Here is a 14291-nt window from a genome sequence, read left to right on the forward strand (position 1 = left end):
TGCGTGGCGTCTTCCGCGTCACTTGTGGATCAGCGTGCCCGTGCCCTGGTTGGTGAAGAGCTCGAGCAGCACCGCGTGTGGCATCTTGCCATCGATGATGACGACGCCCTGCACGCCCTGCTCCAGCGCGTAGATGCAGGTCTCGACCTTCGGGATCATGCCGCCCGAAATGGTGCCGTCGGCGATCAGCTTTCGCGCGTCCTTGACCGAGAGCTGCGGGATCAGCTTCTTCGACTTGTCGAGCACCCCTGGCACGTCGGTGAGCAGCAGGAGGCGCTTGGCCTTCAGCGCGCCCGCGACGGCGCCCGCAAAGGTGTCGGCGTTGATGTTCAGCGTCTGGCCGTCCTGCGAGGTCGCGAGCGGTGCCAGCACCGGGATCAGCTCGTAGCCGATCAGCTGGTTGAGCAGCGTGAGGTCGACCTTCTCCGGGTCGCCGACGAAACCGAGATCGATCGCCTTCTCGATGTTCGAGCCCGGATCGACGATGGTGCGCGTCGTCTTCGACGCCTTCACCATGTTGCCGTCCTTGCCTGACAGCCCGACGGCCTTGCCGCCCGCTTCGTTGATGTAGCCGACGATCTGCTTGTTGACGGAGCCGGCCAGCACCATCTCAACGATCTCGATGGTCGCAGCATCGGTGATGCGCAGGCCGGCGGCGAATTCCGAGACGATGCCGAGGCGCTTGAGCATGGTCGCGATCTGCGGGCCGCCGCCATGCACCACCACCGGATTGATCGCGGTCTGCTCCAGCAGCACGATGTCGCGGGCAAAGTTCTTCGCGGTTGCCTCGTCGCCCATGGCATGGCCGCCATATTTGATGACGATGGTTTCCTCGTCATATTGCTGCATGTGCGGCAGCGCTTCGGACAGGATGCGGGCCTGGTCGAGCGGAGAGATGTCGGTCATGTCGCGGTCTCGCTGGCGGGACGGTCGGTGCGCGTTCTATCCGATTGCCGGGCGCGGCGCAAAGTGTGGCGTTCCTTTTTACCCTCCAGGGGAGGGTAAGAGGCGCGCTACCTGTTCGCCGCGACCGCCGCCAGCGTCACCGCGAGCCAGCTCGCAATCATCACCATTCCACCCGTCGGTGCTGCGTAGGGAAACAGCGCGTGACCCGCATATTGCCGCAAGGTGAGGTCGCCCGCGAACAGCGCGGCGCCGATCACGAAGCCGAACGCGGCAACGAGGCCAATTCCGCCATGCAGAAGGCCGCGCGCGAGCAGCGCGACGGCGGCGAGTATGGCTGTTGCATGAAACAGCAGCATGGCGCTCGCCGATGCCAGGCGGCTCGCATCCGCGCCGTGGGCGGAGGCCGCGGCCAGCGTGACGCCGGCGGCGCCCATCATTCCGGCAAGCCCGATCAGGAGGCGATGGGCCACCATTACTTGCTCCGCTCTTCCAGGAGCTTTGCCATCGCGGCGCGCAGGCTCTCCATGCCGGTCGAGCTGCGCGACGAGGTCGCGAGCACGGTCGGGAACGCGGCCGGATGCTTGGCCAGCGCGGCCTCGGTCTCGGCGATGCGCGCCTGCAGCTCGGCGGCCTTCACCTGGTCTGTCTTGGTCAGCACGATCTGGTAGCTGACGGCGGAACGGTCGAGCGTCCCAAGCACTTCAAGATCGACGTCCTTGAGGCCGTGCCGCGCGTCGACCAGCACGTAGACGCGCGCCAGCGAGGCGCGGCCGAGCAGGAATTTGTGGATCAGGTCGGTCCAGGACGCGACCTGGCTCTTCGGCGCCTTGGCATAGCCGTAGCCGGGCATGTCGACGAGGCGCAGGTCGCTTTTCCCGGGCACCTCGAAGAAGATCAACTCCTGGGTGCGGCCCGGCGTATGCGAGGTGCGCGCCAGGCCGTTGCGCCCCGTCAGCGCGTTGATCAGGCTGGACTTGCCGACATTGGAGCGGCCGGCAAAGGCGATCTCCAGCCCCGCCATCGGCGGCAGCGTGGCGATCGAGGGCGAGGCCCAGATGAACTGCCAGTCGCGGGCAAACAGCTTTCGCCCGGCCTCGATCAGCTTGTCGTCTGACTTGTCTGTCATATGAAAGTCTATCCTCGCGTCATGGCCGGGCTTGTCCCGGCCATCCACGTCCGTCCGCATGGCACCCTCCAAAACGTGGATGCCCGGGACAAGCCCGGGCATGACGATGTGGAGGCATTTGCGCCCGCATGACCGGGAACGCTCGCGTGAGGCTACGTCGCCTTCCGCGCGAACGTCGCCTTGAGATTGTCGAACAGCTCCACCTTCACGCCGTTGCGTCGCATTATGTAGCTCTGCTGGATCACCGAGAGCAGGTTATTCCAGGCCCAGTAGATCACGAGGCCTGCGGGGAAGCCCGCCAGCATGAAGGTGAAGATCAGCGGCATCCAGTTGAAGATGAGCTGCTGCGTCGGATCCGGCGGCGTCGGGTTCAGCTTCATCTGGAACCACATCGTGATGCCCATGATGATCGGCCAGATGCCCAGCGCGAGGTAGTGCCCGAACACCGGGATCGTGGTCGGATCGAACGGGAGCAGCCCGAACATGTTGAACAGATTGGTCGGATCCGGCGCCGAGAGGTCCTTGATCCAGCCGTAGAACGGCGCGTGCCGCATCTCGATGGTGACGAACAGCACCTTGTAGAGCGAGAAGAACACCGGGATCTGGATCAGCACGGGAAGACAGCCGGCGACCGGATTGATCTTCTCCTTGCGGTAGATCTCCATCATCTCCTGCTGCTGCTTCACCTTGTCGTCGGGATAGCGCTCCTTCAGCGCCATAAGCTGCGGCTGGATCGACTTCATCTTCGCCATCGAGGCGTAGGACTTGTTCGCCAGCGGGAAGAACAAGAGCTTCACGATCACGGTCACGAGCAGGATCGAGATGCCGAAATTGCCGAAGAAACGGAAGAAGAAGTCCAGCCCGAGGAACATCGGCTTGGTGATGAAGTAGAACCAGCCCCAGTCGATCAGCAGATCGAAATGATTGAGGCCGAGCTCCTTGTTGTAGCCGCCGAGCCCGGCGAACGGGAACACGCCGACGACGCCGGCTTCCTTGGCGCCGGCGAACAGCCGCGCGTTCGCCGTGCCGGTGCCGCCGATCGGGACGGTGACGGGATCGAGCAGGTAGTCGGTCTGGTAGGTGTGGACGTTGCCGACCGGGTTCGACGAGAAGCGCGCCTGGAGCTGGGCATTGGTGTCCGGCAGCAGCGCCGAGGCCCAGTACTTGTCGGTGATGCCGAGCCAGCCATTGGTGACCTTGAAGTTCACCGCCTTGGCTTCGTCGATCTTCTTGTAGGCGTATTCCTGCAAGCCCTGGTCGCCGAGATAGCCGATCAGGCCCTCGTGCAGGATGTAATAGCCCGACACCTGCGGCGCGCCGTGGCGCGAGATCAGCGCGAACGGATAGAGCGTGACCGGCGCGTTGCCGACATTGCTCACCTCGTCCTTGACGGTGAAGAGATAGTGGTCGTCGACGGCAATGGTGCGGCGGAAGGTGAGGCCATCGCCGTTATCCCATTTCAGCACCACCGGCGTCGTCGGCGTCAGGCTGCCGCTGCCGTCCTGCTGCCAGACGGTCTGGGCATCGGGCATCTTCGCCGTCACGCCCGTCGCCGCCACCCAGCCGAACTCGGCGTAGTAGGGCTCCGCTGTGCCCGAGGGTGAATAGAGGATGATCGGCGGCGACTTCGGGTCGACCGTTTCGCGGAATTGCACCAGCGCGATGTCGTCGATCCGGCCGCCCTTCAGCGAGATGCTGCCGGCGATGCGTGGGGTTTCGATCTTCACGCGCGGGCTGGCTGCAATGGCGGCCTCGCGGGCGACGACCGGCTGGGCCTGCTGGCCCGCGCCCGGCGTCGCCGGCTGGGTCACGCTGCCCGGCTGCGGCGCGGTGCCGGGAGTCGCCGAGGCCGTCGGCTGCGGCGTGGATTTCTGAAGCTCGGTCTGCGCCTGCTGCTGGGCGCGCTGCTTCTCCATCTGCGGCACATTGTAGAAATACTGCCAGGCGATCAGCACCAGGCCGGACAGAATGACGGCGAGGATGGTATTGCGATTATCGGTCATCTCGAATGTCTCGTCATCAATCCGGTTTGCGGCTGGCAGCGGGAGCGGGGCCGGGCCTCTGGCCGCGCGCTTTGGCCGTATGCCGCGCGGGCTTCGTGAACGCTATGCGCAGATCGTCGAGCATGGTGGCGAAGTCGCGCGAGAGCGCGTCTCTTCGTCCGACTAGCACATAGTCATGATGAGGCTGCATCGACACCCGATCGAGCCGCTTCACCAATTCGCGAAGCCGGCGCCGGATGCGATTGCGCTCGGGGGCATTGCCGTTCTTTTTGGTGACGGTGAAGCCGATCCGGATCGGACCAAAGTCATCGCGGCAACGGCTTTGCAGGACGAACGCGGGACTATTCACCCGCGCGCCATTGGCAACGGCGAGGAAATCCGCCCGCTGCCTCAGCCGATCCATGATGAGATCCCAAAAGGGAGGCCGACTCAGGCGCTCAGACGCTTGCGGCCACGGGCGCGGCGGGCGGCGAGGACCTTGCGACCGCCGGCAGTGGCGAGGCGGGCGCGGAAGCCGTGACGGCGCTTGCGCACCAGTTTGCTGGGTTGATAAGTCCGCTTCACGGGTTTTTCTCCGCTGACCGGGCAATTTGCCTGTAGAATTGATGGTAAAGTCCGGAAGATGCGGCCCAAAACGGGCCTTTTCCGGCCCCAAGAGAGCCGCTCCCGGTGTCGCACCGGGTCATCGCGGACAATTTGCGCGGCTTATAAGGGAGTGCCTTCTTTTCGTCAACGCCGCACAAGCGCGCGATTCCGGTGAATATCGCTGTTTGTGCGGGGTTTTTAACCCTTGAGGTGGCGACTCGCGATATCAGCACATACATCCCACCTTGGTAGATTAGCGATCCGTAATTTGACCGGACTCCGGGCGGGCCGCATCCTCCATCAGCCAAGGCCAACAGGGGCGAATTTCGTGGTAGCCACAGATCGCCAGCCGATCCAGGATTTGGATCAGCCGGAGCAGCCGGCGATGCGCCCCCGCGGGACGCGCGGGCTCGGGCTGTCTGGCAAGCTGCTGCTGCTGACCATTCCCCTGGTGATGATCGCCGCGGTGCTGCTCTACGTGCCGGCCATCGCCAATTTCTGGGTCAACCGGCTGAACGACCGCGTTGCGGCGGCCAATACGGCGGCGCTGGTGCTGGATGCAGCGCCGCTCGGCATGGTTCCCGATTCGCTGTCGCGCCAGATCCTGAAAAGCATCAATGCCCGCGCCGTCGCCATCAAGATGGGCCAGCAGCGCCGGCTGCTCGCCAGCGACAACATCCCGTCCGCCATCGAGCATGACATCGACCTGCGCGACATGACCGCCTGGGAGGCGATCACCGGCTCGTTCCGGATGATGCTGGAGACCGGCAACCAGGCCATCCGCATCGTCGGACCCGGGGTCGGCAATGCCCAGTTCATCGAGATCGTCACCGACGAGCTGCCGCTGCGGCAGCAGATGTACCGCTTCTCCCGCAACCTCGTGGTGGTCGCGCTGATCATCGCGGTGCTGACGGCGGGCCTCGTCTATCTCGCGCTCCATTATCTCTTCGTGCGGCCGATGCGGCGGCTGACGGCGAGCCTGGTCGGCTTCCATGAGAACCCCGAGAGTTCGGCCGGGATCATCGTGCCGAGCCAGCGCAGCGATGAGATCGGGGTGGCCGAGCGCGAATTGTCGGACATGCAGCGCGATCTGATGTCGATGCTGCATCAGAAGAGCCGGCTCGCCGCCCTCGGTCTCGCGGTCTCCAAGATCAATCACGATCTGCGCAATCTGCTCGCCTCGGCCCAGCTTCTGTCGGACCAGCTCGCGAGCGTGCCGGATCCGCGGGTGCAGCGCTTTGCGCCCAAGCTCGTGCGCTCGCTCGAGCGCGCCATCGCCTTCTGCCAGTCGACATTGTCCTACGGCCGCGCCCAGGAGGCCGCGCCCGACCGCCGCATGATCCTGATCGAGCCGGTCGTGCTCGAGGTGCGCGAGACCGCGGGGCTTGCCAACGATGCCTCGATCGCCTGGGTCGCCGCGATCGAGCGCGGGCTTGCGGTCGATGCCGATCCCGACCAGCTGTTCCGCGTATTGCTCAACCTCGTCCGCAACGCCGCCCAGGCGCTCGAAAGCCACGCCTCGGGCGAGGGCCGCGTGCAGCAGATCCGGATCACCGGAAAGCGCGAAGGCGCAGTCGCCATTCTCGAGGTTTCCGACACCGGCCCCGGCGTCCCCCAGAGGACGAGGGAGCACCTGTTCGAGGCGTTCCAGACCTCCGGTCGCCCCGGGGGCAGCGGGCTGGGCCTTGCCATCGCAGCCGAGCTGGTCCGCGCCCATGGCGGCGACATCCACCTGGTCGAAGGCACCATCGGCGCCACCTTCCGGATCGTCATCCCCGATCGCCCCGTGGAACTCCTCTCCATCCGCAACGAGCGGGCCAGGGCGTAGTCGGCCAGCGGCCGAGTGAACGAGCGGGGCGATCTCCATTCCTTCCGTCATTCCGGGCTCGCGACTTCGTCACGCCCCGGAATGACGAACAGAGGTGCGGAAATGCCCCAAAATACCGGCGAGCCGGACCTTGCCAATCGGGACAAGAGCGGTTAGTCAGAGCGCTCTTTCGCACCCCTCCCGGTCCTCCGGGAGCTGCGTCGCGGGTCATGCCCGCTATCGCTGTTTGCGAAAATGCGCCCGTAGCTCAGCTGGATAGAGCATCAGACTACGAATCTGAGGGTCGGACGTTCGAATCGTTCCGGGCGCGCCATTCTTCGACGCAGGTCAGGCAAGGCAGCATCTGGTCGCCAGACCGGGCCGAGACCGGATGGCCACGCCGTGTGAGGAGCTGGATGAGGATATCGCAGGCGTTCAAGTTCGAGGCGGCGCATCGGCTGCCAAACGTGCCCGAGACTCACCGGTGCAGCCGGCTGCATGGTCATTCCTATCGGGTCGAGGTCCAGCTGGATGGTCCGGTGGATCCGCACACCGGCTTCGTTGCGGACTTCTTCGATATCGAAAAATGCTTCGCCGACATCATGGGCACGCTGGACCACCAATACCTGAACGAGGTCGAAGGACTCGAGAATCCAACCGCCGAGAACATCTCGGTCTGGATCTGGGACCGGCTGAAGCCGAGCCTTCAGCAACTGTGGGCGGTCCGCGTCTATGAGACGGCGGATTGTTGGGCCGAATATCAGGGGCGGTGACGACGGCCCTGCGTTGCATCCGGCAAGTTCGCGTCTCCGAATGGAAACGATGATCGAGAACAGCCGGCACCGGCGTGAGAACCAATGCCGCGCTGCGACTGGCATGTGTAATCGACAGGCCGTTGAGCTTACCCCTGACGGGCTTCATAGAGCGCCACCGCGTCGGCACCGCCCGGAAACTGGAGCCGGTTGGACGTGTCGTGAACGGCCGCCCAGATGGCCTCGGCGACATCGGTTTCCTTTGTCGTCATGGCAGGGTGGGCGAAGGCCTCGAAGATGGGGGCCGCGAAACCAGCATAGGCAGGCGGAATCAGATCCTCGATCCGTACGTCCGTATTCTGCGCGAAGCGGGTCGTCGGGGCATAACCTGGTTCCACCAGCCTGGCGCGGACATTGAAATAGCCAAGCTCATGCGCGAGCGAGCCGGTGAAGCCCTCGATCGCCTGCTTGCTGGCCGTATAGGCGGCCGCTAGCGGCATGGCGGCCAACGTCACGCTTGAGGTCACGTTGACGATCATGCCGGACCGGCGTTCGCGCATCTGCGGAATCACGCCCTGGCACATCGCCATAACGCCGAACGTGTTGGTGGCGAAGACCTTGCGGATATGCGCCATTGGCGTCGCCTCGAATGCGCCGACAATGCCGATGCCGGCATTATTGACCAGCACGTCGATCGGCCCGGCCGCTGCGACGGTTGCCGCGATGCTCTCGTCGCTCGTCACGTCGAGCGGCAGGAGACGCAGCCTCGGTGACGCAGGAAAAAGACTGGCGTCGGGGCGCCGCATCGTGGCGATGACATTCCAGCCCTTGTCGAGGAAATGCAGCGCCGTTTCCAGGCCGTAGCCAGAGGATGTGCCGGTAATCAGGATCGTTTGCATGGGGACCATCATTCATTTCGGATGGTCCTTTAATAGGCTTGGTCTTCGGACGATCTATAATCTATGGTCCATTTATATTGTTCAATCGTCCAGATTTGTGCTTTGGTCTCAGGCGTGATCGCTGCTGCCGTTGATCCGGGCAAATTGCCCCGGCGGACAGCCGAGCCGCTTGCGAAAGGCGGTGCTGAAGGCGCTAGCGGATTCGTAGCCGACGTCGTCGGCGATCCGGTCGAGCGTCTTTGCCCCGCGCAATAGCGCGTCTTTCGCCAGCGCCATCCGCCATCGGGCGAGATATTCGATCGGGCCGCAGCTGAGCACCGCGCCAAACCGCGCGGCAAAGGCGGAACGCGATTGGCCGGCGATTCGGGCAAGGCTGGCCACCGTCCAGTCGGCGCGCACATCAGCATGCATGGCCGCAAGGACCCGTGCCAAAGCCGGATCTCGCATGCCATGCAGAAGACCGGCGCGGTCCTCATCCATCGTCGTGCCATGCGAGCGAAGGGCCTCGATAAGAAGAACTTCCAACATGCGCTGGAGGATCATGTCCTTGCCGGGCTCATTGCCACGGCATTCCTCTGCGATGAGATTGATCAGCCGGCCGAGCCGCACCGATCGCCCCTCGGCGGCCGCACATGGATCATGCGCGGCAACAGGGCGAGCAGCAGCGGCGCATTCGCCGTCTCGATGCAAAACGTGCCGCCCAGCGCCTCGAAATCCGCTTCACCCTCCTGCTCGCCATGACGAACAGGTACATCCATCGGATCTCGCGGCGTCCCGGCCATGCCGGGATGACTGCTAAGGGTGAAGGCTGGCGTGGTGGGCAGAAGCAGGAAGGCCCCTGTCTCGAGCTTCAACGGGGGCTCACCGTCAAATGCAATCCAGCATTCACCTCTCAGAATGATCGTAAAGCCGGGGGCGTCGTGGGCGGCATAGCGCACGGCCCAAGCACCCCGACCAGAGATGGGTTTGGAAATGGCCGTGCTTGGCCGAAGCAGGGCAATCACATCGCTGAGTGGGTCCACTTGGACGATCCATAGATTGTTCGGCTTTCCTATTATCAATCGTCCAGATGATTAAGTACAGTTCTCGAACTGACGACGAAAACGTCCGGCGCGGCGCGCCAATTCGGTAGTAGGTACGTTCCATGCGCACAATCGGCCGCCTGTTCTCCTGCCTCGCCCTCTTCCTTGCCATCGCAGCCGCCCCGGTGCTTCCCGCACGCGGGGCCGAAACCTGCCCGTTCATCAGCGCGAAAGAGCTCGCCGCTGCGATGCCGGCGCTCAAATGGTCGTTGATTTCAAATCAGGACGGCCGCGGCTGCATCTACCAGGCCGGGCGCGGCGACACGATGATGCTGACCGTGTTCCGCAATCCCGACAAGGACCGCGCCAGGGAATTGTACGCGACTTTCGTCAAGACGCTCGGTGAGCGCATGCCGCTGAACACCGTGACCGGGATCGGCGACGAAGGCCAGGGCGGCACGAGCGCCGCCGGCGCCGAGCGCCAGGAAGCCTCGGTCGTCGCTCTGGCCGGCGACTACATCCTGCAGATCAGCGTCTATCCGAGCGGGCGGCGCGCCGACGATGCGCTGCTCGGACCGATCACCGAGGCCGCACGCATTGCCATCGCCAGCGCGAGCAAAAGCAGCGAGCGGTTCGGCAATTGCGAGTGGCTCACGGCCGCCGATGCCGACGGCTTTCTCGACAACGGCACGCTGACCGTTCAGCGGACCGGCGCGGGCAGCTGCATGATGTTCGATCGCGAGGCTAACACCATGACCGTCGCAGTGATCGCGACCTCGCGCGACACCGCCGCCGGCATGATGAAGCGCGCGGGGCCATGCAAGCACGTGGCGATCCCTGAACTCGGCAGCGAAGCCTTCGGCGAGCATTCCTGCACCAAGGGCAACGGCAACGCCGTCAATATCTATGTCTGGAAGAACGGCAGGCAGGCTTCGATCCTGTTCGCACCGGTCAAGCCGCATCCGGAGTCCGGCTCGGTCGAGCGCCTGAAGGCGGTCGCAGGGCGGGTGTATGGGAAGCTGTGACGGCGTCGCGCCGATCCCCGAGTGCTTTGCTTTGCAGGATCAAAACGTGATCAATCCGGGCTCGGTCCCGGATGTCCTCCGCCTCCTACACCGTCAGCCCGCAGGCCTGCCGGATCGCGATCTGAACCGGCGAAGGTGGCAACGCCGGATCGAACTCACCCTTCGGCAACAGCGGAGGCTGTGCCATGAAGCGCGGCCGTTTCCCGCGATGAGGTTGCGCGGCATGAACCAGGAACGGATGGCACAGATAGACGCTGCCTGCCGCGCCGGTCGCCAGTTCAACCTCGCAATCCGCCGTCGAGGCGTAGTTCTCGGCAGAGAGCTGCCGGAGCGTCGCGCCTGCCTCGCCGTAGGGCAGCAGCTCCCGCGCGATTGCAGCGTGCGAGCCTTTCCGGATCCTCGTGGGTGCATCGTCCGGGCCAACATCCGAGAACAGGAAGAGCATCAGCAATGCGCGTCCGCTGCTCTTCACATTAGCACGCCATTCCATGAAATCCGGATCGGTGGTGCCGAAGCTCATGTCCACGTGCCAGCCATCATCACCAGGGGATTCGGCTGAGGGAAAGCGGATCGGAAAGGTCCCGAGGCCGCTCGGCGCAAGCCAGCGCCCTTCGCCCACGAGTTGATCGTAGGCTCGGTGCAGGGGCGGCGCATTCGCGGCTTCAACGAATGGGGGCGAAGCCTTGGATCCCACCCGGACAACGGGCTGCGTCCAGTTTTCGGGGTGGTCCGGCGACAGACCAATATCCGCCCACAGCTCGTCCCTGCATTGCTCTGCAAGCCGGGTGCTGAAGGCATTCTCGATCTTGACGAAACCGTCGTTGATGAAGTTCTGGACCTGACGGGGCGTCAGGCCAACCTGTTCGGTCTTGGGCATTGCACATTCTCCGCGGCTACCGCATCAAGCGCAGCCGGTTGATCCGATTGGCGCAGATGCGCCGGAACGACTCTTTGCCGTTCAGATCAGCGGGAAGAATGTGGACGTGAACATCATGATAGAAACGTATAGCGCGGCGGAGTGCGGAATCAAGACACGTCCGCCGCTGGGCGAGTGCATGCCGAGTGTCGGCAGCCTCGCGCTGTGCGATGAGGCTGCCGCAAGCTCATGCGCGCGTCACGGGCAGGGGTGACGCAGACCGTCGTTGCCCAGATAGGTCCCCGAGCCGGGATCGTAGGAGCGATAGCGCTGCGCGCAGTAGGAGGCGGCATTGGATTGAGCCTGGCTGTTGGCGATTGCGCCGCCGATGATCGCGCCCGCTGCGAGGCCGCCGAGTACGGCTGCGCCGGTGCCGTAATGGCCGCGATGGTGCCTGTAGCCGTAGCCATGCCCATGTCCGTATCCATGCCCGTATCCATGCCGGTACTGCACCTGCTGCACGCCTGAGTCGGGACCGGGATTGCCGATCGGCAGAGGCGCCGCGAGCACCGGCGAGGCAGCCGTCGAGAGCATTGCTCCGGCGGCCGCGAGGACGACGAAAGTTTTACGCATTGTCATGTCGCTCCATGTTGTCGAGGGTAGAGCAACGGCGGGTTGCCCGCTCCGTTCCTTCCGCGCAAGGCGAGCGTCAGAGGGCCACGGAAAATGAGCTCTCCCGAGGATGCAGGCGGAACAATATGGAGCTGAGCGCTTCACCGCAGGCCCCGCTCGTCGATCAGAATGCGGTGGATCTCGATGCGTTCCGGCAGCTCGATCAGGAATTCCGCGTCGCGCGCGAGATGATGAACCTTGGTCGGCTCGCCCCTGGTAAAGGCTGTCATGGCCTCGATGTCCGGCCAATAGGAGATGGTCGTGAACCAGGTCTCCTCGGCACGGTCCTCGCGCAACTGTTGCACCCCGAGCGCGGTCTTCAACAGCGGCGGAATGCCCTCGGCCTGCAGATAGGCCTGGTAGGCGTCAGCGAGATCGCGGCGGGTCCGGCCGCGCCAGATGCGGGCGATGGTTGGTTTGGTCGCCATGGTGGGCTCCCTTGCGGCAATGACGAATATCCTGAGCGGGGATCGGCAATCCTTCTCTTCAGCAAGAACGCGATGTTCGCATTCTGGTTGCATGCGCTTCGACGTCATGGTCTCCGACGGCCGCACCGGGAACCTGGTGCCGGTCGCCTCGATGTGCTGTAGCGTCTCCGTGTTCGGCGGCGGATCGGTAATGCCGCCGCGGCACGATTCGCTGGTCATTGATCTGAAACAATGATGGCGCGCGGGCCAGATGCTAGGGCGAGTCGCAGTTCACGGCGCAAGGCTCCCCAGGCCACTAAAAGACAATCTTCGCGCGTGATGGAATCCGAGGGCTCGATGGGACGACTACTGAATATTGTGACGCCGCTGCATACGGCGACCAAGCGCGACTACATGGCCCGCATGAACGACGACAAGATCGCCTGCTCGCTGAAAGCGCGGGAATACGAGGCCGATTATTGGGATGGCGACCGCCGCTTCGGCTATGGCGGCTACCGCTTCATCGAGGGGCGCTGGGCGCCGGTCGCCAAGGCGCTGATCGATACCTACGGTCTGAAGGATGGGTCGAGCGTGCTCGATGTCGGCTGCGGCAAGGGCTTCCTGCTCTACGAGATGCAGAAGATCCTGCCCGGCTTGAAGGTCGTCGGCTTCGATATCTCCAGGCACGGTCTCGAACATGCGCACGAGCGGGTGAAACCGTACCTCTTCAACTATCGCGCCCAGGACGTCTATCCCTATGGCGACGACAGTTTCGACCTCGTCATCTCGCTCGGCACCCTGCACAATCTCAGGCTGTATGAGCTCGAGGCGGCGGTCAAGGAGATCGAGCGGGTCGGGAAGAACAAGTACATCATGGTTGAGGGGTACCGGAACGTCGCCGAAATGCACAACCTCGAATGCTGGGCGCTGACGGCGGAGTCCATCCTGCATACGTCGGAATGGATCTGGCTGTACGGCAAGCTCGGCTACACCGGCGATTACGAATTCATCTATTTCGAGTGACCGGGCGCTGCTGATGGATATCAAGACTGCCAAGGCGGCAATCCTCGTCGAATCCGGCAAGCCGCTGGTCGTCGACGAGTTCACCCTGCCTGATACGCTCGAGCACGGCCAGGTGCTTGCGCATGTGCACACCTCGAGCATCTGCGGCGCGCAGATCAACGAGATCGACGCCGTCAAAGGCGTCGACAAGTTCCTGCCGCATCTGTTGGGGCACGAAGCGCTCGCAACCATCGTCGAAACCGGCCCGGTGTCGTCTCCTGCAAGCAGGGCGACACCGTCGTCATGCACTGGCGGCCGGGCAAGGGCATCCAGTCCAACACACCGGTCTATTCCTGGCGCGGCAAACGTCTCAATGCGGGGTGGGTCACCACCTTCAATGAATATGCCGTGGTCTCGGAGAATCGCGTCACGCCCGTTCCCGCCTCGATCGATCGCACCAGCGCGCCGCTGCTCGGCTGCGCGGTCACGACCGCGCTCGGCGTCGTCAACAACGATGCGCAGATCGCCATCGGCGAAGCTGTCGTGGTGTTCGGCGTCGGCGGCGTCGGATTGAACATCGTGCAATTCGCCGCGATGGTCGGCGCCTGGCCCGTGATTGCGATCGACCGCCTCGACAACAAGCTGGCGATGGCGAGGGATTTCGGCGCCACCCACACCATCAACTCCGAGGCGGTGAAGGATGTGGCCGCCGAGGTTCGCTCCATCACGGGGGCCGACGGACCCGACAAGGTCGTCGAGACCACCGGCGTCAAGAACTTGATCGAGCTCGCCTACGAGATCACGGCGAAGAAAAGGCCGCTGCATCCTTGTCGGTGTTCCCCGCGAGAAGGCCGAAATCTATACGCTCCCGTTGCACTTCGAGAAAGTGCTGAAAGGCTCGGAATGCGGGCAATGCCAGCCCGCGCGCGATATCCCGCGCCTGGTCCGCCTGAGCGATGCCGGCAAGGTGAGCTACCGCGGCATCGTGACCCACGAGTTCGCGCTCGATGACATCAACGACGCGCTGGACCTGATGCGCAGCGGCACGTCGGGACGGATCCTTCTGAACATCAGCTGAGCGCCGCGTCCAGGTCGACGGCCTCGCCTCACGCAATCAGACCCCCTGCCGGGGCAAGGCGGCACCGGTCGCCGGCATAGCCATGCCGCCGGGTCTTATGGCTTCGCGCCGCGCGCCGTAACCGCCGGTTAACCATGGATATTTACGGTGC

General features: G+C 64.0%; 19 protein-coding genes and 1 tRNA gene. 7 read left to right on the forward strand and 13 right to left on the reverse strand.

The features are described from left to right. Positions 1–18 precede the first annotated feature (18 nt). The 6 genes from argB to rpmH form a co-directional block, all read right to left on the reverse strand. Complete coding sequence (gene argB / locus ABIF91_RS19155) at positions 19–906, reverse strand: acetylglutamate kinase (RefSeq protein WP_028176345.1); 888 nt, start codon at positions 904–906, stop codon at positions 19–21. 107 nt (positions 907–1013) lie between these two features. Beyond that, positions 1014–1379, reverse strand: coding sequence for a DUF423 domain-containing protein (locus ABIF91_RS19160; protein ID WP_028176344.1), 366 nt, complete (start codon positions 1377–1379; stop codon positions 1014–1016). After that, positions 1379–2032 carry a ribosome biogenesis GTP-binding protein YihA/YsxC gene (gene yihA / locus ABIF91_RS19165; RefSeq protein WP_028176343.1) on the reverse strand — a complete coding sequence of 218 codons (654 nt, stop codon included), beginning with the start codon at positions 2030–2032 and terminating at the stop codon, positions 1379–1381. Before yihA ends, ABIF91_RS19160 begins: the two co-directional genes overlap by 1 nt. Positions 2033–2184: 152 nt before the next feature. Then, the gene (yidC, locus tag ABIF91_RS19170; RefSeq protein WP_028176342.1) at positions 2185–4035 is read right to left on the reverse strand and encodes a membrane protein insertase YidC; all 1851 of its coding nucleotides are present in this window, start codon (positions 4033–4035) and stop codon (positions 2185–2187) included. Between the two features lie 16 nt (positions 4036–4051). Further along, a complete protein-coding gene (gene rnpA / locus ABIF91_RS19175) occupies positions 4052–4438 on the reverse strand; it encodes a ribonuclease P protein component (protein ID WP_028176341.1) in 387 nt (128 codons plus the stop codon). A 26-nt stretch (positions 4439–4464) separates the two neighbouring features. Next, entirely contained in the window at positions 4465–4599 is a 135-nt protein-coding gene (rpmH, locus tag ABIF91_RS19180) for a 50S ribosomal protein L34 (RefSeq protein ID WP_008542748.1), read from the reverse strand. 406 nt (positions 4600–5005) lie between these two features. Here rpmH and ABIF91_RS19185 point away from each other — a divergent pair, with 406 nt between their 5' ends. The 3 genes from ABIF91_RS19185 (at position 5006) to queD (ending at position 7200) form a co-directional block, all read left to right on the forward strand. Continuing rightward, on the forward strand, positions 5006–6448 hold the full coding sequence (locus ABIF91_RS19185) for a sensor histidine kinase (RefSeq protein WP_050995116.1): 1443 nt from the start codon (positions 5006–5008) through the stop codon (positions 6446–6448). 236 nt (positions 6449–6684) lie between these two features. Continuing rightward, a tRNA-Arg gene (locus ABIF91_RS19190) sits at positions 6685–6761 on the forward strand. 82 nt (positions 6762–6843) lie between these two features. Beyond that, positions 6844–7200, forward strand: coding sequence for a 6-carboxytetrahydropterin synthase QueD (queD, locus tag ABIF91_RS19195; protein ID WP_028176339.1), 357 nt, complete (start codon positions 6844–6846; stop codon positions 7198–7200). Positions 7201–7328: 128 nt separating this feature from the next. On the opposite strand, the gene ABIF91_RS19200 is transcribed toward queD, so the two are convergent. The 3 genes from ABIF91_RS19200 to ABIF91_RS19210 form a co-directional block, all read right to left on the reverse strand. Beyond that, on the reverse strand, positions 7329–8078 hold the full coding sequence (locus ABIF91_RS19200) for an SDR family oxidoreductase (RefSeq protein ID WP_035669200.1): 750 nt from the start codon (positions 8076–8078) through the stop codon (positions 7329–7331). Positions 8079–8186: 108 nt separating this feature from the next. Beyond that, positions 8187–8687, reverse strand: a complete 501-nt coding sequence (locus ABIF91_RS19205) for an AraC family transcriptional regulator (protein WP_348522443.1) — start codon at positions 8685–8687, stop codon at positions 8187–8189. Beyond that, a complete protein-coding gene (locus ABIF91_RS19210) occupies positions 8669–9100 on the reverse strand; it encodes a cupin domain-containing protein (RefSeq protein WP_348522442.1) in 432 nt (143 codons plus the stop codon). The genes ABIF91_RS19205 and ABIF91_RS19210 overlap by 19 nt, the downstream gene beginning before the upstream one ends. A gap of 122 nt (positions 9101–9222) precedes the next feature. On the opposite strand from ABIF91_RS19210, the gene ABIF91_RS19215 reads away from it, so the two are divergent. Then, positions 9223–10125, forward strand: coding sequence for a hypothetical protein (locus tag ABIF91_RS19215; protein ID WP_028176338.1), 903 nt, complete (start codon positions 9223–9225; stop codon positions 10123–10125). Between the two features lie 85 nt (positions 10126–10210). On the opposite strand, the gene ABIF91_RS19220 is transcribed toward ABIF91_RS19215, so the two are convergent. The 3 genes from ABIF91_RS19220 to ABIF91_RS19230 form a co-directional block, all read right to left on the reverse strand. Then, entirely contained in the window at positions 10211–11002 is a 792-nt protein-coding gene (locus ABIF91_RS19220; RefSeq protein ID WP_028176337.1) for a phytanoyl-CoA dioxygenase family protein, read from the reverse strand. 237 nt (positions 11003–11239) lie between these two features. Next, positions 11240–11620: a BA14K family protein gene (locus ABIF91_RS19225; RefSeq protein ID WP_028176336.1), complete on the reverse strand. Its 381-nt coding sequence runs from the start codon at positions 11618–11620 to the stop codon at positions 11240–11242. A gap of 134 nt (positions 11621–11754) precedes the next feature. Continuing rightward, positions 11755–12081, reverse strand: coding sequence for a hypothetical protein (locus ABIF91_RS19230; protein WP_028176335.1), 327 nt, complete (start codon positions 12079–12081; stop codon positions 11755–11757). Positions 12082–12172: 91 nt separating this feature from the next. Between ABIF91_RS19230 and ABIF91_RS19235 the strand changes: the two genes are divergently transcribed. Beyond that, complete coding sequence (locus ABIF91_RS19235; RefSeq protein ID WP_157783720.1) at positions 12173–12316, forward strand: hypothetical protein; 144 nt, start codon at positions 12173–12175, stop codon at positions 12314–12316. Between the two features lie 101 nt (positions 12317–12417). Beyond that, complete coding sequence (locus ABIF91_RS19240; RefSeq protein ID WP_028176334.1) at positions 12418–13083, forward strand: class I SAM-dependent methyltransferase; 666 nt, start codon at positions 12418–12420, stop codon at positions 13081–13083. Here ABIF91_RS19240 and ABIF91_RS19245 read toward each other — a convergent pair. Beyond that, a complete protein-coding gene (locus ABIF91_RS19245) occupies positions 13067–13297 on the reverse strand; it encodes a hypothetical protein (protein WP_245285405.1) in 231 nt (76 codons plus the stop codon). The two genes, ABIF91_RS19240 and ABIF91_RS19245, sit on opposite strands and share 17 nt — an antisense overlap. Before the next feature lie 68 nt (positions 13298–13365). Here ABIF91_RS19245 and ABIF91_RS19250 point away from each other — a divergent pair, with 68 nt between their 5' ends. Next, positions 13366–14073 (forward strand): zinc-binding dehydrogenase, encoded by a 708-nt coding sequence (locus ABIF91_RS19250; protein WP_424579309.1) that lies wholly within the window; start codon positions 13366–13368, stop codon positions 14071–14073. Positions 14074–14291 lie beyond the last annotated feature (218 nt).

This window comes from Bradyrhizobium sp. USDA 241 (assembly GCF_049739505.1).
In the GTDB taxonomy this organism is placed as follows: domain Bacteria; phylum Pseudomonadota; class Alphaproteobacteria; order Rhizobiales; family Xanthobacteraceae; genus Bradyrhizobium; species Bradyrhizobium liaoningense.